Source organism: Comamonas sp. BIGb0124 (genome assembly GCF_003752175.1).
Classification (GTDB): domain Bacteria; phylum Pseudomonadota; class Gammaproteobacteria; order Burkholderiales; family Burkholderiaceae_C; genus Comamonas_F.
The window spans coordinates 318,607-339,033 of record NZ_RJVF01000014.1; the positions used below are offsets into that span (position 1 = coordinate 318,607).

The 20,427-nt window shown below is 68.1% G+C and carries 19 protein-coding genes; 12 read left to right on the plus strand and 7 right to left on the minus strand.

What is annotated here, in order from left to right:
• Positions 1 to 26: 26 nt before the first annotated feature.
• The 4 genes from EC845_RS19440 to radA form a co-directional block, all read right to left on the minus strand.
• Positions 27 to 1,925, minus strand: a complete 1,899-nt coding sequence (locus EC845_RS19440) for a choice-of-anchor I family protein (RefSeq protein ID WP_123299788.1) — start codon at positions 1,923 to 1,925, stop codon at positions 27 to 29.
• A 129-nt stretch (positions 1,926 to 2,054) separates the two neighbouring features.
• On the minus strand, positions 2,055 to 2,600 hold the full coding sequence (locus EC845_RS19445; protein ID WP_370451358.1) for a glycerate kinase: 546 nt from the start codon (positions 2,598 to 2,600) through the stop codon (positions 2,055 to 2,057).
• 62 nt (positions 2,601 to 2,662) lie between these two features.
• On the minus strand, positions 2,663 to 3,133 hold the full coding sequence (locus EC845_RS19450) for a hypothetical protein (RefSeq protein WP_123299789.1): 471 nt from the start codon (positions 3,131 to 3,133) through the stop codon (positions 2,663 to 2,665).
• A gap of 68 nt (positions 3,134 to 3,201) precedes the next feature.
• Positions 3,202 to 4,569 (minus strand): DNA repair protein RadA, encoded by a 1,368-nt coding sequence (gene radA, locus EC845_RS19455; protein ID WP_123299790.1) that lies wholly within the window; start codon positions 4,567 to 4,569, stop codon positions 3,202 to 3,204.
• Positions 4,570 to 4,776: 207 nt separating this feature from the next.
• Between radA and EC845_RS19460 the strand changes: the two genes are divergently transcribed.
• Positions 4,777 to 5,388: a mechanosensitive ion channel family protein gene (locus tag EC845_RS19460; protein ID WP_199739861.1), complete on the plus strand. Its 612-nt coding sequence runs from the start codon at positions 4,777 to 4,779 to the stop codon at positions 5,386 to 5,388.
• Positions 5,389 to 5,411: 23 nt separating this feature from the next.
• On the opposite strand, the gene recJ is transcribed toward EC845_RS19460, so the two are convergent.
• Positions 5,412 to 7,136 (minus strand): single-stranded-DNA-specific exonuclease RecJ, encoded by a 1,725-nt coding sequence (recJ, locus tag EC845_RS19465; RefSeq protein ID WP_123299791.1) that lies wholly within the window; start codon positions 7,134 to 7,136, stop codon positions 5,412 to 5,414.
• A complete protein-coding gene (locus tag EC845_RS19470) occupies positions 7,133 to 8,179 on the minus strand; it encodes a hypothetical protein (protein ID WP_148077350.1) in 1,047 nt (348 codons plus the stop codon). The genes recJ and EC845_RS19470 overlap by 4 nt, the downstream gene beginning before the upstream one ends.
• Before the next feature lie 164 nt (positions 8,180 to 8,343).
• Here EC845_RS19470 and EC845_RS19475 point away from each other — a divergent pair, with 164 nt between their 5' ends.
• Positions 8,344 to 9,600 carry a lipoprotein-releasing ABC transporter permease subunit gene (locus tag EC845_RS19475; protein ID WP_123299793.1) on the plus strand — a complete coding sequence of 419 codons (1,257 nt, stop codon included), beginning with the start codon at positions 8,344 to 8,346 and terminating at the stop codon, positions 9,598 to 9,600.
• Complete coding sequence (gene lolD / locus EC845_RS19480) at positions 9,593 to 10,297, plus strand: lipoprotein-releasing ABC transporter ATP-binding protein LolD (RefSeq protein ID WP_123299794.1); 705 nt, start codon at positions 9,593 to 9,595, stop codon at positions 10,295 to 10,297. Before EC845_RS19475 ends, lolD begins: the two co-directional genes overlap by 8 nt.
• Before the next feature lie 124 nt (positions 10,298 to 10,421).
• Here lolD and EC845_RS19485 read toward each other — a convergent pair whose 3' ends face one another.
• Positions 10,422 to 11,981: a Do family serine endopeptidase gene (locus tag EC845_RS19485; protein ID WP_123299795.1), complete on the minus strand. Its 1,560-nt coding sequence runs from the start codon at positions 11,979 to 11,981 to the stop codon at positions 10,422 to 10,424.
• A 257-nt stretch (positions 11,982 to 12,238) separates the two neighbouring features.
• Between EC845_RS19485 and EC845_RS19490 the strand changes: the two genes are divergently transcribed.
• The 9 genes from EC845_RS19490 (at position 12,239) to EC845_RS19530 (ending at position 20,279) form a co-directional block, all read left to right on the plus strand.
• Positions 12,239 to 13,258 carry an AraC family transcriptional regulator gene (locus tag EC845_RS19490; protein ID WP_123299796.1) on the plus strand — a complete coding sequence of 340 codons (1,020 nt, stop codon included), beginning with the start codon at positions 12,239 to 12,241 and terminating at the stop codon, positions 13,256 to 13,258.
• A 204-nt stretch (positions 13,259 to 13,462) separates the two neighbouring features.
• Complete coding sequence (gene andAc / locus EC845_RS19495) at positions 13,463 to 14,728, plus strand: anthranilate 1,2-dioxygenase large subunit AndAc (protein WP_123299797.1); 1,266 nt, start codon at positions 13,463 to 13,465, stop codon at positions 14,726 to 14,728.
• Positions 14,729 to 14,731: 3 nt separating this feature from the next.
• Positions 14,732 to 15,208, plus strand: coding sequence for an anthranilate 1,2-dioxygenase small subunit AndAd (gene andAd / locus EC845_RS19500; RefSeq protein WP_123299798.1), 477 nt, complete (start codon positions 14,732 to 14,734; stop codon positions 15,206 to 15,208).
• A gap of 16 nt (positions 15,209 to 15,224) precedes the next feature.
• The gene (gene andAb / locus EC845_RS19505) at positions 15,225 to 15,575 is read left to right on the plus strand and encodes an anthranilate 1,2-dioxygenase ferredoxin subunit AndAb (protein ID WP_123299858.1); all 351 of its coding nucleotides are present in this window, start codon (positions 15,225 to 15,227) and stop codon (positions 15,573 to 15,575) included.
• A 114-nt stretch (positions 15,576 to 15,689) separates the two neighbouring features.
• The gene (locus EC845_RS19510) at positions 15,690 to 16,880 is read left to right on the plus strand and encodes an ABC transporter substrate-binding protein (protein ID WP_123299799.1); all 1,191 of its coding nucleotides are present in this window, start codon (positions 15,690 to 15,692) and stop codon (positions 16,878 to 16,880) included.
• Between the two features lie 21 nt (positions 16,881 to 16,901).
• Positions 16,902 to 17,822: a branched-chain amino acid ABC transporter permease gene (locus EC845_RS19515; RefSeq protein ID WP_123299800.1), complete on the plus strand. Its 921-nt coding sequence runs from the start codon at positions 16,902 to 16,904 to the stop codon at positions 17,820 to 17,822.
• Positions 17,819 to 18,796, plus strand: coding sequence for a branched-chain amino acid ABC transporter permease (locus EC845_RS19520; RefSeq protein ID WP_123299801.1), 978 nt, complete (start codon positions 17,819 to 17,821; stop codon positions 18,794 to 18,796). Before EC845_RS19515 ends, EC845_RS19520 begins: the two co-directional genes overlap by 4 nt.
• Positions 18,793 to 19,554, plus strand: coding sequence for an ABC transporter ATP-binding protein (locus EC845_RS19525; RefSeq protein WP_123299802.1), 762 nt, complete (start codon positions 18,793 to 18,795; stop codon positions 19,552 to 19,554). The genes EC845_RS19520 and EC845_RS19525 overlap by 4 nt, the downstream gene beginning before the upstream one ends.
• Complete coding sequence (locus EC845_RS19530) at positions 19,551 to 20,279, plus strand: ABC transporter ATP-binding protein (protein ID WP_123299803.1); 729 nt, start codon at positions 19,551 to 19,553, stop codon at positions 20,277 to 20,279. The genes EC845_RS19525 and EC845_RS19530 overlap by 4 nt, the downstream gene beginning before the upstream one ends.
• The last annotated feature ends 148 nt before the right edge of the window (positions 20,280 to 20,427 follow it).

Here is a 20,427-nt window from a genome sequence, read left to right on the forward strand (position 1 = left end):
CACGGCCCCGGGGTCGGCCCGGAGGATCAGAAGGTCTGGTCGATGCCGAAGATCACGGTCGTGCCGCTGACTTCGTTGCCGACGATCAGCATCGGCTTGCCGTTGGGCGACTGTGCAGCGGGTACGAAGGCGAGCCCTTCCGGACCCAGGTCGCCGGCCGTGGCGGCCACGCTCTCGGTGTCCTCGGTGGTCCAGTCGGTGCGGGTGTTGAGATAGTCCTGGAACACCGGTGCCTTGGGGTCGGTGATGTCGTAGACCATCACGCCGCCCATGCGCTCGAGGCCGATGAACGCGAAGGTCTTGGTCCCGATGGTGCCGATCTCCACGCCTTCGGGCTCGGGGCCCTTGGCATCGCTGCGGCTGTCCTTGGCATTGCCTTCGTCGTGGCCGCTGTTGAAGAAATCCTTGCAGGGGATGTTGCGTTGCGGGCCGAGCATGCAGCTGTCGCTGGCGAGCATGCGCTCGAACTGATCGGCCGAGTCGAACACCAGCTTGCCGTTGGCGTCGCGGATCGAGAACGAACGGGCGCCGTAGCTGTACAGGTTGTCGTACATGAGGCGGTCGCCGGCGTTGTCCTGCACGCCGCTCTTGTTGAACTTCACGGGGGTGCCGTCGGCGTTCTGGCGATAACCCATCGTCCAGGTGATGTTCAGGCGGCCGAGCACGTTGTCGTCGCGGCAGGTGCCGGGGCTGCCGGCAGCGGCGCCGCACCAGCCGAAGGTGGCGGGGTTGAGCAGGGCACCGGCGGCGAGCTGGGCGAGCTGCGGCGGCAGGTCGTCGCCCTGGCGGCGTGCGAAGCCCGAGGTGTGCACCAGGTGCTTGACGCGGAATTCCTCGACGAAGCCCTTGCTGGCATCGCCCTGCCAGTAGGCGGCGTTGTCTTCGCCCCATGCGCGGGCGTCGCCTTCGTTGGCCAGCACCAGGTAGGTGTTGCCGGCGGCCGTGTACGACTTGATGGCGTCGGGCAGGTAGAGCCCGCGCAGGCCGGGGAAGTTGCGGATGTTGATCGTGCCGTCTTCGTCGTTGGTGTCGAGTGCGTTCTCGAGCAGGCCGTGGTCCTTGTAGCCCAGGGGCAGCAGGTCGGTGACCGTGGCGCTGGCGATGTCGATCTTGGCCAGGGCATTGTTTTCCTGCAGCGTGGCCCAGGCCGTGGTGCCGTCGGCCGAGACGGCGATGTATTCGGGCTCCAGATCCTGGGCGGCGCTGGCGTTGGGGCCGTAGATGCGCACGCCCTTCTGGCGCAGTTCCTGTTCCTTGCCGTTCCAGGCGCGGAAGCCGGCAAAGCGGACGGTGGGCTTGCTCAGGTCGCTGACGTCGACGATGCCGATGGAGCCTTCGGGATCGATCTGGTAGTCGTCGCTGGGTTCGGCTTCGTTGGCCACGAGCACGGTCTTGCCGTCGGGCGTGAAGATCAGCATGTCGGGCAGGGCACCGACGGCGACGCTGCTGATCAGCGACAGGTTGTCGGCGCGGTAGAAGGCGACCAGGCCGGGATCGGTCTTGACCGGGGCTTGCACCGCCAGAGCGACGACGCCGTCGCGCACGGCGACGCTGTTGACCTCGGACTGGGCGAGGACGGCCGTGGCGTCGAGTTCGCCGATGTAGCGCGGCGAAGCCGGATCGCTGAGGTCGAGCACGTCGACCTTGCCCTTCTGGGCATTGACGACGAAACCGCGCTTGCTGGCGGCATCGAAGGCCGGAATCTCGGCGGCGCTGACGGCGAATCCGTTGTCTGCGCTGGTGTAGCGGCCCAGCAGCGACAGGCCGATTCTGGCGGGCGTGGCTTCGGGGGGCGTCACCACCACGGGCGGCGGGGTGACCGGGTCGTTGCCGGCATCGTGGTTGTCGTTGTCGCCACCGCAGGCGGCCAACAGGGCCAGCAGCAGGGCGGAAGCGCCACAGGCGCCGGCAAATCTGGATTTCATCACGCGTCGTACCCTCGGGTTGTTATGGTCAAACCCGGCAAGCCTAGGATGGCGATGTGACGTACGCGTGACAGCGAGGGGCGTGGCCGCGCTGCTCCGGGGAGACTCGGCCACGCGGTGCGGCAGGGGTCAGCGTGGTTCGCTGGATGGAGCCGCAGGCAGGGTGGTGGGTGCAGGAGCGGCAGCCGGAGCCGTGACCGCCGGGCCGGCCTCGGCGGCGGCTTCGAACGTCGCGGGACCTTCGGCCTGGGGCGTGTCGGCGGTGTCGACGGGTTGTTCGGGCCGTGTGAGTGACCAACTGGCCAGTTTGCCCTGGTGAAACTCGCAGTCGACATACGAGCCGCCGTTGTCGGTCCAGCGGAAGATTTCGGGCTGGGTGTCGGCCGGCGAGCGGGCTTCGCCCAGGCTGCGGGTCATGGCCATGACATGGACCAGACTGGCGCGCGGCTTGAGCTTGGCATTGAGCATCACGGCGCTGGCGACGTAGCCGATCGGCCGCTCGGAGGCCTTGCGCAGGATGTGCATGAGGCGGGTGAAGTGCAGCAGCACGAACATCAGCATGCCGGCTGCGCCCAGCGCGAGGCCGGGCAGTCCGTATGCGCGCCAGGCGCCGAACAGGATGACCACGGCAGCGACCGGGACCAGGATGCGTTGGAGACGGGGTGATAGTTGCATGATGGCCCCGATTGTCGCAGCACCGGCAGGCCTGGCCGCCGGACCGGGCCCGTCGGCGGGCTTCAGCGCGTGGAGATGCTGGGCGCAAAGAGCTTTTCGCTGCGCCAGTCGAAGCTCATGGGCTTGAACTGGTCGCCGGGCAGGCTGAATTGGCGGACCTGGTTGTTGGCGCTGCTGTGGAACTTGACGGTGACGGTCGAGCCCGCGGCGATCGGATCGGCCGAGCCGGTGGATTCCCAGCAGCCCAGCACGCTGGCCATCTCGTCGCGGTAGGGCAGCTTTTCGACGTTGCGCACGGTGGCGTAACCCGCATCCTTGGCACAGAAGTCCAGTGGCTGGGACTTGTGGATGGCGCGGTCTTGTTTGGGCGAGAGCACGATGACGTTGTAGGAGCCGTCGTCGATGGGCGCGAAGGCCACGTAGGTCGTCAGCCGCGGGGGAACGGGAACCGCGCCGGTCTGGGCCAGTGCGGCGGTGCACGAGACGGCGGCCAGGGCGCCCAGGGTGCAGCGGGTGAGTAGGGACAATTGCATGAGACTCCTCGGAGGGTGGACGACAGACATAGCGTAGCGCCAAAGCGGGGCGCCGGCCTTGAGCCGGATCAATCCAGGCCGCGCACCAGCGACATGGCTTCCTCGACGCGCTCGACGGCGTGGATGGTCAGGCCGTCGATCGGCTTCTTGGGGGCGTTGGCCTTGGGCACGAGTGCCACCGAGAAGCCCAGTTTGGCCGCTTCGCGCAGGCGCTCCTGGCCCCTCGGGGCGGGGCGGATCTCGCCGGCCAGGCCGACCTCGCCGAAGGCGAAGAAGCCCTTGGGCAGCGGCTTGCCCCGCAGGCTGCTCTGGATGGCGAGCAAGACGGCCAGGTCGGCCGCCGGCTCGCCGATGCGCACGCCGCCCACCGCGTTGACGAACACGTCCTGGTCGAAGCAGTTGACGCCTGCATGGCGGTGCAACACGGCCAGCAGCATGGCCAGGCGGTCGCGGTCCAGGCCCACCGACAGGCGCCGTGGACTGGGGCCGCCGCTGTCGACCAGGGCCTGGATCTCGACCAGCAGCGGACGCGTGCCTTCGAGCGTGACCAGCACGCACGAGCCCGGCACGGGCTCGCTGTGGGTGGACAGGAAGATGGCGCTGGGGTTGCTCACGCCCTTGAGGCCTTTTTCCGTCATGGCGAAGACGCCGATCTCGTTGACGGCACCAAACCGGTTCTTGATGGCGCGCACCAGGCGGTAGGTGCTGTGGGTGTCGCCCTCGAAGTAGAGCACCGTGTCGACGATGTGTTCGAGCACGCGGGGGCCGGCCAGCGTGCCTTCCTTGGTGACATGGCCCACCAGCACGATGGCCGCACCGCCGGATTTGGCGGCCCGCGTGAGCTGGGCTGCGCATTCACGGACCTGGGCCACCGAGCCGGGCGCGGAACTGAGCTGGTCGGAGTACATCGTCTGGATGGAATCGATGACGGCGACCGCCGGCCGTTCGGCATCGAGCGTGGCCAGGATCTTCTCGAGCTGGATCTCGGCCTGGACCTTGACCTGCGAGCCTTCGATGCCCAGGCGCCGAGAACGCATCGCCACCTGGGCGCCGCTTTCTTCGCCGGTGACGTAGAGCGTCGGGGTACCGGCGCGCTGGAGGGCGTCGACCGCCTGCAGCAGCAGGGTCGACTTGCCGATGCCGGGATCGCCGCCGATGAGGATGACGCCGCCGGCCACGATGCCGCCGCCCAGCACGCGGTCGAGCTCGTCGATGCCGGTGGGGGTGCGGTCGACGTCGCGGGCCTCGATGTCGGCCAGCGCGGTGACCGGCTGCGCGCCCGCCAGCGAGGAGAAGCGGTTCTTGCCCGTCCCGCCCCCTTCGGCGACGCTTTCGATGAGTGTGTTCCAGGCCCCGCAGCTGGGGCATTTGCCGAGCCAGCGGGGGCTGGTTCCGCCGCATTCGCTGCACACGTAGTGGGTCTTGTCTTTTGCCATGCCGAACTATACGGCGCGCAGGGGCTCCGTCGTGTGCCGGCGGGGCGCCGTCGATGCGGCCGGCTCCTGACGGTCATGCGGCCTTGGTACATTTGACGGTTTGGCCGGTTGGCCGGCGCTGCGCGGTGCCGTGCCGGCCGGTGTCGCGCCGCATGGGTGCGCGCGACGGCCCCGAGCAGGGCCGAAGCAGGATGGCCAGGAGTGACTGTGGTTGAGCTGATTCGTGATTATTTGCCCCTCTGGGCCTTGCCCTGGCTGCAGGCCATCGGCGTCGGCCTGCAGATCCTGTTGATCGTGGCCGGGGCGTGGGGCTTGCGCCGTATGCTGCGCCGCCTGGTGCAGCGGCTGGGTTCACGCCACCAGATGCCGCTGGAGTTTCTGGTGCCGCTGAGCACCTTCTCGGGCTGGCTCATCATCGTGGGTGCGAGTCTGATGGTGATGGAGCGCGTGGGCGTGTCGATGACGGTGCTGTGGACCGCGATCACCGGTTTCGCGGCGATGGCCGCGGTCGCTTTCTTCGCCGCCTGGAGCGTGCTGTCCAACCTGTTCTGTGCGTTCCTGATCTTCAGCAGTTCCCCGTTCCGGGTGGGCGATGTGGTGGAACTGCTGGAAAGCGGCGACAAGCCCGGACTCAAGGGCCGGGTGATTGCGGTGCATCTGCTGTACACCACGCTCATGGACATGGGCGGCGAGGACAGCGCAGGGGCCTATCTGCAGATCCCCAACAGCATGTTTTTCCAGAAGTCGCTGCGGCGCTGGCGGGATTCACCCGGACTGGGGGCCTTGCCCGCGAGCACGCTCGACAACCTGGAGCACTGACGCCGGGGCGCGGCGGGCTCCGTTCAGAGCTCCGCGCCCTCGACCAGGAAACGCACCTTGCGCACGCCCTGCCATTCGTCGGCCTCGAGCCGGAAGGCGAGGCGCACGCGAGCCGGCAGGCTGTCGGTGCGGCCGAACCAGATGCCGTCGACCGGCTGGCCCTGATGGCGCAGCCGCAGGGCGAGATGTTTGTCGGCGATCAGCCGCTGCGACAGCACATCGACTTCCTCGGAGAAGGTGGGCGGCGCGAAGCCCTGTCCCCAGACCTCGCGGTGCAGCACATCGACCATGTCGATGCGGCGGTACTCGGGCGCCAGCGGACCGTCGGTTTCCAGCCGGCGCTGCAGGCTGGCCGCATCGAGCAGCTCGTGCGCGGCCTGGGCAAAGGCCTGCTCGAACGTCTGCAGATGCTCGCGCAGCAGGGTGCAGCCTGCCGCCATGGCGTGTCCGCCGAAACGCAGCAGCAGCCCGGGATGGCGCTTGGTGACGAGGTCGAGTGCATCGCGCAGGTGAAAACCGGGAATGGAGCGGCCCGAGCCCTTGAGCACGTTTTCCTGGCCGGGCGACTGGCTGGCGGCAAAGACAAAGGTGGGGCGGTGCATCTTTTCCTTGATGCGCGAAGCCACGATGCCGACCACCCCTTCGTGGAAATCCGGATGGAAGAGGGTGATGGCCGCGGGCGGCTCGATGCTGCCGTCGAACAGGGTCTCGGCGGCACGCAGCGCCTGCTCGCGCATGCCGCCCTCGATGTCGCGGCGCTCGCGGTTGATGGCGTCGAGCTGCTGCGCGAGGGCTTCGGCGCGGGCGCTGTCCTCGGTGAGCAGGCACTCGATGCCGACGGTCATGTCGGCCAGCCGGCCCGCGGCGTTGATGCGTGGACCCAGGGCAAAACCGAAGTCGAAAGTGGTTGCCGCAGGCGGCTTGCGGCCGGCGACGGCGAACAGGGCCTGCAGTCCCGGCGGCAGGACTCCGGCACGGATGCGGCGCAGGCCCTGGGCGACCAGGCGCCGGTTGTTGGCGTCGAGCCGGACGACGTCGGCGACGGTGCCGAGCGCGACCAGCGGCAGCAGACTGTCGAGCTTGGGCTGAGGGCGCGATTCGAAGGCGCCACGCGCACGCAGCTCGGCACGCAGGGCCAGCAGCACGTAAAAGATCACGCCCACGCCGGCGATGTGTTTGCTGGCGAAGGCGCACGCCGGCTGGTTGGGATTGACCAGGACGTCGGGCTCGGGCAGCACGATGCGGCCGTCGGCCAATGCGGGCAGATGGTGGTCGGTGACCAGCACCCGCAAGCCCAGTTCGCGGGCACGGGCCACGCCGTCGAGACTGGCGATGCCGTTGTCGACCGTCAGCAGCAGGTCGGTGCCCATGGCGTGCACGCGCTCGGAGATCGGCGGTGTGAGGCCGTAGCCGTCGGTGACACGGTCGGGCACCAGGAAACGCACATGGCGCGCGCCGAGCAGTCGAAGGCCGCGCACGGCGACGGCGCAGGCCGTGGCGCCGTCGCAGTCGTAGTCGGCCACCACCGTGATGCGGGCATCGGCAGCGATGAGGTCGGCCAGCAGCCGGCCTGCCTCTTGAGCGCCGTGCAGGGTGCCCGGAGGAAGCAGGCGCGACAGGTCGTCGTCGAGTTCGTCCGGCACCTCGACGCCTCGGGCGGCATAGAGGCGGGCGAGCAGCGGGTGGACGCCGGCTTGTTCGAGCGCCCAGGCGGCGCGTGGCGGCACGTCGCGTTGGATGATTTTCATAAGGCGCGCACCTCGGCGAGGCTGGCCGAATAGCCGCGCCTGGCCTTGAATTTCTGCAGCAGGCTCTGCCAGCCCGAGCCGGCCTGGCCCTGCCAGGTCTGGCTGCGGGCGCTGCCGCCGAGGGTCAGGGTGAAGTCGCTGCGGCGGCTGGCTGCTTGCCACTCGGGGCGTTCCAGCAGGGCATCGAGTTGCTGCCAAGCCTGGGCCCAGCCATGCCAGTCTTCGTGCAGGGCGTGTTCGCGCAGGCTGTCGATCTGCAGCACGCCGGGCGTGTCGAGCGCGACGGGGCATGCATCCTGGCCGTTCCAGTGGTGCAGGGGCAGGGCCGGGGCGCCGGGTGTCGGCGCCTGAGCGGCTTGAGCGGGCCACGCACCCGCGCCGGTCAGCACGAAGGCATTGATCGGGGGCCGCCGCTGTTCGGCCCGCCTGTCGTTGATCGGGTGGGTGTAGAGCAGCATCTGCGTTTCGTTCTGCAGCCGGCGCAGGGTCCGGGCGGCCGGGTCGGGCGAGTTGCCCAGCAGGGCGGCGTCGACGCCGGGTTCGAGCAGGCGGTCGAGCGAGGCGCAGGGCAGTGCGCGCAGCAGCTCGCCCGTCGCCAGCCACTCGCCAGGCCGGCCGGTGGCTTCGAGCGCCAGGCCGTCGTCACGGAAAAAGTCGCCCAGCGTGACGCGCAACTCCTCGGATTCTCCGGGTGTCACCGCCAGGTCCTGGGGGGGCAGCAGTCGCACCTGCTGGGTGGTGACCTGCCAGTGGCAGAGCGTGAGGCGAGCCCAGGGCTGGTCCGGTGCAGCCGGCAAGCCTTCGCGCAGGCGCTGCCAGGCCGCCCAGGGGATGTGGCCGTCGGTCGCAGGCAGGCCCAGCAGCGTGGCCAGATGGCGTTCGGCCGGCGTGCTCAGCGAGCGCTCGTCCGGCGCAGTGCGGTCGGTACCCGGCTGGAAGGCCATGCGGTCGAGCGTGCGGGCCAGGTTGGGCAGGGCCAGCGTGGGCCACAGCGCCTGGGGGGCTTCGGCGGCGCTGCTGGCGTAGGGGATCAGGACATGCATGGTGCGATTGTCGGTGATCGGGGGCAAGGGGCCGTGCGGATACGCGTTCGCGCGTGTTGCGGCGGCCCGGGCGCTGCGCTGTTGCGGGGGGGCCGGCGGTGTCCTACGCCCGGCGGGGCGAACCGCTGCCTTGCCGGCCCTGCCGCCATGCCACAATCTGCCGCGTGGAAATACCTTACGAACTTCGATTGGGCTGGCGCTACACCCGCGCCGGCCGTGCCAGCCGTCGCAACGGCTTCATCTCTTTCATCTCGGGCGTGTCCATGCTGGGCATCGCGCTCGGCGTTGCTGCCCTCATCATCGTGCTGAGCGTGATGAACGGGTTCCAGAAAGAGGTGCGCGACCGCATGCTCAGCGTGGTCTCGCACATCGAGATCTTTGCGCCGCAAGGTGCGGCCGTGCCCGATGTGAACCGCACGATTGCCGAGGCAAGGCAGAATCCGCAGGTCATCGGCGCCGCCCCCTTCGTGGCCAGCCAGGGGCTGGTGGCCCGCGGCGAGGACATGAAGGGTGCCATCATCCGCGGCATCGACCCGGCGCGGGAGAACGAAGTGATCGACCTCGGGACCGCCGCCGCCCAGCATGTGCTGGATCGTCTGGTATCGGGTCGGTTCGGCATCGTTCTGGGCGCCGATCTGGCGGCTCAATTGGGGGTGGTCGAGGGCGACACGGTGACGCTGGTCTCGCCCAGCGGCCAGGTCACGCCGGCGGGCGTGGTGCCCCGCCTCAAGCAGATGACGGTGGTGGGACTTTTCAACTCCGGCCACTACGAATACGACTCCACGCTGGCCATGATCAACATCGAGGATGCGCAGCGCATCTTCCGGCTCGAGGGGCCGACGGGCGTGCGGCTCAAGCTCAAGGACCTGCACGAGGCCCCCGCCGTCACGCAGCAACTGGCGCGCAGCCTGACGGGCGATCTGTACATCCGCGACTGGACGCAGCAGAACAAGACCTGGTTTGCCGCCGTGCAGCTCGAGAAACGCATGATGTTCATCATCCTGACGCTGATCGTGGCCGTGGCGGCTTTCAACCTGGTGTCGACGCTGGTCATGACAGTGACGGACAAGCGCAGCGACATCGCCATCCTGCGCACCCTGGGGGCCAGCCCGCGCAGCATCATGGGGGTGTTCGTGGTGCAGGGTGCGATGGTGGGCGTGATCGGCACGCTGGCCGGCCTGGGCCTGGGACTGCTGATCGCTTTCAATATCGATGTGATCGTGCCGTTCATCGAGCGCACGCTGCACACCACTTTCCTGCCGCGCGACGTGTACCTGATCAGCCGCATGCCCAGCGATCCGCAGTCGGCCGACATCTGGCCGATCGCGGTGATTTCCTTGGTGCTGGCTTTCCTGGCCACGCTGTATCCGAGCTGGCGTGCCAGCCGAGTCAATCCGGCGGAGGCGCTGCGTTATGAATGACACCGCACCGACCCCGAAAACGCTCGCCGCGGTGCTGCAGGCGCGCGGCCTGAGCAAACGCTACACCGACGGTCGTCTGGCCGTGCAGGTCCTCAAGGACGTGGACATCGACGTGCATGCCGGCCGGACGCTGGCCATCGTGGGGGCCTCGGGCTCCGGCAAGAGCACCTTGCTGCACCTGCTGGGCGGTCTGGATGCGCCTTCGCAGGGCACGGTCAGCCTGCAGGGCCAGGACTTCACGCGGTTGAGCGCGACGCAGCAAGGCGTCTGGCGCAACCGCCACCTCGGCTTCATCTACCAGTTCCACCACCTGCTGCCCGAGTTCAGCGCCGTCGACAACGTGGCGATGCCGCTGTGGGTGCGGCGCATGTCGCGCGGCGAGGCCCGCGTGCAGGCCGAAGCCATGCTGACGTCCGTGGGCCTTGCGGGCCGGCTCGAGCACCGGCCCTCGGAGCTGTCGGGCGGCGAGCGTCAGCGTGTGGCGATCGCCCGTGCGCTGGTGGCGCAACCGGCCTGCGTCCTGGCCGACGAGCCCACGGGCAATCTCGACCGCGGCACGGCCGATCAGGTCTTCCAGCTGATGCTGTCGCTGGCGCGCGAGCGCAATACCGCTTTTGTGCTGGTCACGCACGACGAAGCCCTGGCCGCACGCTGCGACCGGACGCTGCGGCTGGTCGCCGGTCAACTGGCGGACTGAGCCGCCGGCCACGACGGACCAGACCGGCGCCTGACGCAAAAAGCCCCTCGCGTGCGAGGGGCGGCGGCAAGACGTCGTGCGGACGACGTCGGCGAGGCACCCGAGCGGCGGTGCCCCGCGGGGGTCAACCCAGGCGCACGGGCACGAAGATCTGGGCGTCGCCGCGCTGGATCAGCAAGGCAATCGATTTGTCGGCCTTGGCCACGGCGGCGCGCACCTGCGCCACGCTGTCGACCGGGGTGCCGTTGACGGCCAGCAGCACATCGCCCGACTCCACCCCCGCCCGTTCGGCGGCCCCGGTGCTGTCCTCGATCAGCAGGCCGTGCTCGACGCCCGAGGCCCGCTGTTCGGCGGGCTGCAGCGGCCTGAGGGCCAGTCCGAGCTTGCCGTTCTGGTCGCTGCCGTCGTTGCGGGCGCTGACACCCGATTTCTCGTTGATGTTGGCGAGCTTGGCCACCACCTCCTGCGACTGCCCGGCGCGCCAGATGTTCAGACGCAGTTCCTCGCCGGGTTGCGCCAGTCCCACCAGCGCCGGCAGATCGCCCGAGGTGTTGATGGTCTCGTCGTTGGCCTTGAGGATGACATCGCCCGGTTTCAGGCCGGCCTGGCTGGCGGCGCTGCCTTTTTCCACTGCGCTCACCAGCGCACCGGCCGGCCGCGGCAGACCGAACGAATCGGCCAGGCTCTGGTTGACGTCCTGGATGGCCACACCCAGCTTGGCATGCTCGACCTTGCCGTGCGCGGCGAGCTGTTCCTCGATGCGCATGGCGAGGTCGATGGGAATGGCAAACGACAGGCCCTGGTAGCCGCCGGTGCGGCTGTAGATCTGCGAGTTGATGCCGACGACTTCGCCGCGCGAGTTGAACAGCGGGCCACCCGAGTTGCCGGGGTTGACGGCCACATCGGTCTGGATGAACGGCACGGTGCTGTCGTCGGGCAGGCTGCGGCCCTTGGCACTGACCACGCCGGCGGTCACGGTGTTTTCAAGGCCGTAAGGCGAGCCGATGGCCAAGACCCATTCGCCGACCTTGAGGTCGCGCAGATTGCCGAGCTTGACGGTGGGCAGGTGGCTGGCGTTGATCTTGAGCACTGCCACGTCGGTGCGGGTGTCGGCACCCAGCACCTTGGCCTGGAATTCACGGCGATCGGTGAGCTTGACCGTCACTTCCTTGGCGCCGGCCACCACGTGTGCGTTGGTGAGGATGATGCCGTCGTCGTTGATGATGAAGCCGGAGCCCTGCGCGCGCATCGGGACTTCCTGCGCCTTGTGGCGACCGCCGCCCTGGCCCTGGCCTTGCTGGAAACGCTTGAACAGTTCGGCAAAGGGGTCCTGGCCATCGGGTCCGACAAAGGGGCTGGAGAACTGTGCGGCCTGATCGTCGTCGCCATCGTCGCTGACCTTGGTGGTTCCGGTCACGCTGATGTTGACCACGGCGGGGCCGTAGAGCTCGGTGATGCGCGAGAAGTCGGGCAACTGCGCGGTGCCGATCACCGGCGATGGGCTGCCGGAGGCGGCGGTCGCCACGGGTTCGGCTGCCTGGGCATGCTCGCTGCGGACGGTGGCGACGCCGGCCACGCCGATGACACCGGCGGCGGCCAGGGCGAGGATCAGGCGCGAGGCGAGATTGGGGGGCGCGGCCGTCTTGGCACGGGGGGTGGACGGGGTATCGTGCTGCTCGGACATGGTGGATGCTCCTGGTGGATGAGGACGACACCCGGCAAGCGGAAGAGGGGGATGTCGATGGACGTCACTGTGGCCCGCAGCCCTTAGAAGATTCTTAAGTGCGTCTGTGCGCCCCTGCGGCGGGCCGCGCGGGTCGGCGGACGCGATGGTATGGAACTTGCACGACAGCATCGTGCTCCGCCCCGACAAAAGAGGCCGGTTGCCCTGCCAAGGGGCAAACCAGGCCGTCGCCAGACCCACGATGCAGGTTTTCGCCCATGACGAACCTTTCCAGTGCGCCGCTCGATCTCGCGCCGCTCTATCGGCATTGCCTGTTCCGCTCGCGTGAACCGATGGATTCGCACGAACGGGTGGCCCGGGAGTTCTCCGATCACAACCTCGACTGGAAGGGCGGCTCGGTCGATACGGTGATGTATCGGGCGCGCGCCAGCCGGCTGAGCGTGGTCATGCTGCGCTATGGTGCGGAAATCGAGATCCGGCCCAAACCCTTCGACGATTTTGCGCTGATGCACCTGACGCTCCAGGGCGTGGCCGAGATCGAGGCCGATGGCTGCCGCACCGTGCTGCATCGCGGCCGATCGGCCGTGATCGCGCCGCGCCGCAACCTGCGGATGCGCTGGCAGCAGGGCTCCGAGCAGCTCATCCTGAAAGTGCCGGGCAGCCTGCTGCGCGAGTGCACGGGCACGCCCGATGCCGTGTCGCGGCTGCCTGCCACGGCCTTGTTGCCCACGCATGCCGAGCCGCAGTGGCTGGCGCTCATGCAGTCCCTGCTGCATGCCACGGCGCTGCCCGGCGACGAGGCGACGCGCACGGCCTGGGTCGATGCCTTCGAGCGCGGCGTGGCGGGTTTCATGCTGGCCCAGCATGCACCTGCCGGACGGGACATGCATGACATGACCGACAGGTACGACATGATCGCTGCGCGCCAGGCGGACGCAGCGCATGCCGGCACCGACGAGCGCCGGCTGGAGGCCATGGAGGACTACATGCGCGCGCGCCTGGCCGCACCGATCGCGCTGGCCGATCTGGCCCGTGTGGCGGGCGTGAGCGTGCGCACGCTGCATACGCTGTGCCAGAAGCACCGTGGCGTGTCGCCCATGGATCTGCTGCGCGCCCTGCGCCTGGATGCCGTGCGTGCGCGGCTCATGCGCGAACCGGGCGCCGCCGTCACCGAAGCCGCCTTGACCTACGGCTTCGGGCATCTGGGACGTTTCTCGGCTTACTACCGCGAACGTTTCGGCGAACTGCCCAGCCAGACGGCCCTGCGCGCAGCCTGAATCGCTCGCCGGCCGACCTCTGTCGCTTCGATTCGATGCCGGACGTCGGCCCGGCTTCGTTCGCATGTACATGCCCCGGCACCACGACTTCCAAAAGCGGACATCGCAGCGTCGCCACGCTTCTTTTTGCGGATAGCGGCCAGCGGATGTGTTTCCTAGACTGAGTGCATACCGCCACACAGGCACCCTACAGGAGCCCCTCTCATGTCCGAGTCTGTCATCAGCGCCCCGCCGCCTGTCGGCCGTGCCCTGTCGTTCCCGCAGCCCGATGGTTCCGAGGTCCCGTACCGCGTCTTCAGTTCGCAGGAGGTCTACGAGCGCGAGCAGGAACGCATCTTTCGCGGACCTGTCTGGAGTTTCCTGGGCCTGGAGGCCGAGATCCCGAAGGTCGGCGATTTCAAGAGCACCTTCGTCGGCGACACGCCGGTGGTCGTGACCCGCACGGCCGACGGTCTGGCCTGCTGGGTCAACCGTTGCGCTCACCGCGGTGCCGTGGTGTGCCGGGAAAAACGCGGCAACGCCGCTTCGCACACGTGCGTCTACCACCAGTGGAGTTTCGCGGCGAACGGCGATCTGCAGGGGGTGCCTTTCAGGCGGGGGCAGAAAGGCATGGTCGGCATGCCGCCGGATTTCAAGCCCGAGGAACACAGCCTGCAGAAGCTGCGGGTCGACAGCTACAAGGGGCTGCTGTTCGCCACCTTCCGCGACGATACGCCGCCGCTGCCCGACTACCTGGGCGCCGAAATGCGCCCGTGGATCGACCGCATCTTCCACAAACCCATCGTCTACCTGGGTTGCACGCGCCAGTACTCCAAGTCCAACTGGAAGCTGTATTTCGAGAACGTGAAGGATCCCTATCACGCCAGCCTGCTGCACCTGTTCCACACCACGTTCAACATCTTCCGGGTGGGCATGAAGGCCCGCTCCATTCCGGATGCCACGCACGGCCTGCACAGCATCATCACCGTCACCAAACCCGAAGACAACGCCGATACCGCTGCCGCCTATTCGGCGCAGAACATCCGGTCGATGGACGACGGCTTCGCGCTCGAGGACCCGGAACTGCTGGGCCAGATCCAGGAGTACGAGGAGATGACCACCAACCAGATCCAGCCGATCTTCCCGCAACTGGTGGTGCAGCAGATCCACAACACGCTGGTGGCGCGCCAGTTGCTGCCCAAGGGACCGTCGAATTTCGAGCTGGTCTTCCATTTCTTCGGTTACGAGGACGACACGCCCGAGCTGCGCGAACTGCGCCTGCTGCAGGCCAACCTGGTAGGGCCCGCCGGCTACATCTCGATGGAAGACACCGAGGCGACCGAGCTGGTGCAGCGCGGCACGGCGCGCGATGGCGACAAGCACTCCTACATCGCCATGGCGCGCAGCGCGCCGCAGCAGACCGACACGGTCATCACCGAAAACCTGATCCGCCGCTTCTGGGTGGGTTATCAGAAACTGATGGGGTACTGAACCATGGACGAGCGATTGCTGCTGTGGCTGGAGCTGAGCGAACTCCAGCACCGCTATGTGAGTGCGCTGGACAACGACAGGCTCGAAGCCTGGGCCGAGTTCTTCACCGAAGACTGCCGCTACGAGATCATCCCCAAGGAGAACGTCGATGCAGGGCTGCCGGCGCCCATCATCTACTGCCGCAACCGCGGCATGCTGCGCGACCGCGTGGTCTCGCTGCGCAACGCCAATATCTTCGAGGGCCATACCTACCGCCACATGGTCTCGGGCCTGGTGGTCGAGGGGGTGGAGGGCGGCACCGTGCGCACGCGCTCGAACTACGTCGTGGTGATCACGGGGCAGGCGGGCGAGTCCAGCGTCTACCAGGCCGGCTGCTACGAGGACGAGCTGGTGAGGGTGGAGGGCGAATGGCGCTACCGCTCCAAGCGCGTGGTCTACGACACCTCGCGTGTGCAGACCCTGCTGGCCACGCCGATCTGAAACGGGAGTGCTCAGCATGGATCCCATCATCGAATCCGCCGTGGCCTGGCACGACGTGGGCGAGCCGGACGACTTTCCCGACGGTGCGGCCTGGCCGGTGGCTGCCGCCGGCCTGCCGGTCGCGGTGTTCCGTCAGGGCGAGGAATTGTTCGCTCTCTACGACCTCTGCAGCCATGGCGCGGCGCGGCTCTCCGATGGCTATGTCGAGGACGGCTGCGTGGAGTGCCCGCTGCACCAGGGCACTTTCGATCTGCGCACCGGCGCGCCGTGCAAGGCCCCCGTGACCGAGCCCGTGCGCAGCTTTCCGGTGCGAGTCGTCGCCGGCCGCGTCGAAGTTGGCGTTATCCCTGCCGGCGCCGCCGCCTAGGCGCGGCTCCGGCGCGTGTATCCTCGGCCCGCCGGTACGCTTATTGCAAGCGTTGCCCAGGATGTTTTTGTCTTCTTCCCATCGATCGATCCTTGTTTGCTCAGGAGCATGACCATGTCTTTCCGTTTTGCCCGATGCGCCGTCGGTGCTGCGCTTTTCACGGCCCTGGGTGGGCTGTCCACGGCCTGGGCGGCCGATCCGATCAAGGTGGGCGTGGCCCTCGACATTTCCGGCCCTTTCGCCGCCCCGGGCGCGGAAGTGCGTGACGGCATCAACCTCGCGGTCAAGCTGCTCGACGGCAAGCTCGGCGGCTACCCGGCCGAGTTCATCCAGGCCGACATGGCCGGCAACCCCGAGCAGGCGCGCCAACTGGTCGATCGCCTGGTGCAGCGCGACAAGATCGACCTGTTCACCGGTCCGGTGGCTTCGAACGTGGCACTGGCCGTCGGCCCCACGCTGTTCGGCGCCAAGATTCCCTACCTGACGCCCAACGCCGGCCCCAGCCAGTTCGCCGGCGCGCAGTGCAATCCCTATTTCTTCGGCATCAGCTACCAGAACGACAGCATGCACGAAGCCGCCGGACAGTACGCCGCCAACAAGGGCTACAAGAAGGTGGTCATCATGGCCCCCAACTACCCGGCGGGCAAGGATGCGCTCAACGGCTTCAAGCGTCTGTACAAGCAACCCGTGGCCGACGAGATCTACACCCGCGTGGGGCAGCTCGACTTCGCGGCGGAACTGGCGCAACTGCGCGCGGCCAAACCCGAAGCCGTCTACATTTTCGAGCCGGGCGGCATGGGCATCAACTTCATCAAGCAGTTCATGGCCGCAGGCCTGGCCAAGGACATCGTGCTGATTTCCTCGCCGTTCACGGCCGACGAAGACATCATTCCCGCCATAGGCGAACCCATGGTGGGCCTGTTCAACGCCTCGTCCTGGGCACACGATCTCGACAACGCGGCCAACCGCAAGTTCGTCGATGCCTTCCGCCAGGCCTACGGCGGCCGTTACCCCTCGCTCTACGCCGCGTTCGCCTACGACGCCGTGATGTCGATGGATGCCGCAGTGCGTCAGCTGGGCGGCAAGGTGAGCGACCGCGAAGCGCTGCGCCAGGCCCTGGCCAAGGCCGATTTCCAGTCGGTGCGCGGCACCTTCAAGTACGGCAACAACCAGTTCGGCATCCAGGACTACTACCTGCGCGAGATCGGCAAGGACGCGGCCGGCAAGATCACCAACCGGCTGCAGCCCGGCAAGATCCTGAGCGCCCACCAGGACGCCTACGCCAGCCAGTGCGCCATGAAGTAACGCGGCGGCAGAAACGACACGATGGATGCGGTTTTTTTCATCGAGCAGCTCTTCAACGGGCTGGGCTACGGCCTAATGCTGTTCCTGCTGGCGGCCGGCCTCACGCTGGTCTTCGGCATCATGGACACGCTCAACCTGGCACATGGCTCGCTTTTCATGGCGGGCGGCTACGTGGCGGCGACGGTCCACACGCAGTCCGGCTCGTTCGTCGGCGCGGTGCTGGTGGCCATCGCGGTGACGGTGCTGGTGGCGCTGCTGCTCGAGGCCTTGCTGGTGCGCCGGCTCTATGGGCGTGACCACCTCTCGCAGGTGCTGGCGACCTTCGGCGTGATCCTGATCGCCGACGATGCCGTCAAGGCGATCTGGGGCCCGTCGCCCATCATGGCGCCGACCCCCGCCGCGCTGGCCGGTCCGATCGAGCTGTTCGAGGGCCTGCCTTACCCGGCCTATCGCCTGCTGATCCTGGCGGTGGGCCTGGGCGTGGCGGCCGGGCTGTACGTGCTGGTCAACCACAGCCGGCTGGGCATGCTGGTGCGTGCCGGGGCATCCAACCGCGCCATGGCCGAGTTCATGGGCGTGCGGGTGTCGCGTGTGTTCACGCTCGTCTTCGGCCTGGGTGCGGCGCTGGCCGCACTGGCCGGTGCGCTCATGGGCCCCATCGCTTCGGTCGAGGTCGGCATGGGAGAAGCTATCCTGATTCCGGCGCTGGTGGTCATCGTGATCGGCGGCATCGGCTCCATCCGCGGCGCATTCGTGGCGGCCATGCTGGTGGGCATGGTGGATACCGCCGGCCGCGCTTTCCTGCCGCCCCTGCTGCGCGAGGTGCTGTCGCCCTCGCTGGCGGCCGACATCGGTCCCGCCGTGGCAAGCATCGGCATGTATGTGCTGATGGCCGTGGTGCTTGTGCTCAAACCTTCCGGGCTGTTCCCGGCACGCGCATGAACGATTTCACGCGAGATTCCTCCAGGGCCGCGCCCGCTCTGCCGCTGGCGGCGGCAGCCCTCGTGCTGCTGGCGCTGGCCGCCGTGCCGCTGATCGCGCCGCTGCTGGGCATGGATTACTACATCGGTTTTGTGCGCCGCATCCTCATCGTGGTGCTGGCGGCCATGAGCCTGAACTTCCTCATCGGCCGCGCGGGCATGGTGGCCCTGGGCCATGCAGGCTTCGTGGGCGTGGGGGCCTACGTCGTCGTCGCCGCCTCCGAAGCCGGGCTGGGCTCGGCCTGGCTGATCTGGCTGCTGGCGGTGGTCGTGGCCACGGTTGTGGCGGCAGCGGTGGGCGCAGTCGCATTGCGCACGCGCGGCGTGTACTTCATCATGATCACGCTGGCCTTCGCGCAGATGCTGTACTACCTGGCGGTCTCGGTGCGCCGCTACGGTGGCGACGACGGCTACACGCTCTACAGCCCGCTGGTGCTGGGCAGCGGGGCGGCCTCCTGGCCGGCCGGCGGCAACCCCCTCTATTGGGCCGTGCTGGCGCTGGTGGCCGCGGTGTTCGTGCTGCAGTGGCGGGTCGACGCCTCGCGTTTCGGCCGGGCACTCGAAGGCATCCGCGACAACGAGACCCGCATGCAGGCCATGGGCTACCCGGTCTATGCGCTCAAGCTCTGCGCCTACGCGGTCGCCGGCGGCATCGCCGGGCTGTCGGGTGCGCTGATGGCGACGCAGAACGCCTTCGTCAGCCCCACCCTGATGCACTGGACGCAGTCGGCCACGCTGATCGTCATGGTGGTGGTGGGCGGCATCGGCCACCGCTGGGGTGCGCCCCTGGGCGTGGCGGTGTGGATGGTGATCGAGGAAGTGCTGCGGCAATACACCGAGTACTGGCATGCGCCGATGGGTCTGCTGCTCATCGCCGTGGTGTTTTTTGCGCCCCGGGGCCTGGCCGCCGGGCGCGCACGCAGGAGGGCCGCATGAGCCTGTTTGTCGCCAAGGGCATGGTCAAGCGCTTCGGTGCGCTGCTGGCCACCGACCACGTGAGCTTCGAGGTGGCGCCGGGGCAGATCCATGCGCTGATCGGACCCAACGGTGCGGGCAAGTCGACGCTGGTCAATCTGGTGTCGGGCCTGCTGGCGGCCGACGAGGGTTCGCTGGTGCTCGACGGCGCCGACATCACCCACCTGGCGCCGCATCAGCGTGTGCGGGCCGGGCTCTCGCGCTGTTTCCAGGTCACCAGCGTGTTCCGCGACCAGACGGTGGGAGACAACCTGCTGCTGGCCGTGCAGGCCCATGCGGGATCGAGTTTTCGTTTCCTCGCCCGCCGTGACGGCGAAGCCGATCTGCGGTCGCAGGCGCAGGCCCTGGCGCAACGGGTGGGCTTGCTGACCGAATGGGCGCGGCCCGCCGGCACGTTGCCGCATGGCGCGCAGCGCAAGCTCGATGTCGCGCTGGCGATCGCGGCGCGGCCCAAGCTGCTGCTGCTCGACGAGCCCATGGCCGGCATGGGGCCGGTCGAATCGGCCGAGATGGTCACGCTCGTCCGCCAGTTGCGCGAGGACATGGCCATCCTGCTGATCGAACACGACATGGACGCGGTGTTCCAGCTTGCCGACCGCATCTCGGTGCTGGTCTATGGCCGCGTGCTCACCTCGGGCGCGGCGGCCGAGATCAAGGCCGATGCGCGTGTGCAGGAGGTCTACCTGGGCAGCGAGGCCGATGCCATGGAGGCCGCATGACCCTCAGCAAAAGACAGGAGCCTCTGCTGTCGTGCCGTGGCCTGGAGGCCGGCTACGGCGCCAGCCAGGTGCTGTTCGGCATCGATCTCGACATTCACGCCGGCGAGGTCCTGACCTTGCTCGGCCGCAACGGCATGGGCAAGAGCACCACCATCAAGACCGTGATCGGCGCGCTGGGCCTGCGGGGCGGCGAGATCCGCTTCGGCGGCCAGTCGCTGGCCCGTTTGCGGCCCGATGCCATCGCCCGCCTGGGCGTGGCCATCGTGCCCGAGGGCCGGCAGTGTTTTCCCAACCTCACGGTGCAAGAGCATCTGGTGGCCTTTGCCGATCAGCGCAATGACCAGCGCGACAGTTGGACGCTGGAGCGCATCTACGGCGTGTTTCCGCGCCTGAAGGAACGGGCGCGCAACATGGGGAACCAACTGTCGGGCGGCGAGCAGCAGATGCTGGCCATCGGCCGGGCGCTGTCGACCAACCCGCGTCTGCTGATTCTCGACGAGGCCACCGAGGGCCTGGCGCCCGTCATCCGCGAAGAAATCTGGCGCTGCCTGGCCACGCTGCGTGCCGCCGGACAGACCATCCTGGTGGTCGACAAGTATGTGCACCGGCTCGTGGGCCTGGCGGATCGCCATGTCATCCTGGAGCGGGGCAGGGTGGTGTGGCAGGGCAGTTCGGCAGAGCTCGATGCCGACCGCAGCCTGTGGACCAGCTACCTGGGCGTCTGAGCCGCCTGCAGCCACGATGCAGCGGACGGACCGCATGCCGTTCGCCTGAACCGATGCCGGTCTGCTGCACGAAGCGGACAGAGGTGCCGGCGGCGGCGGCGTTTTGCGGCTAGCGGGGCGCACCCGGCATTTCTAGACTGGCTGCATG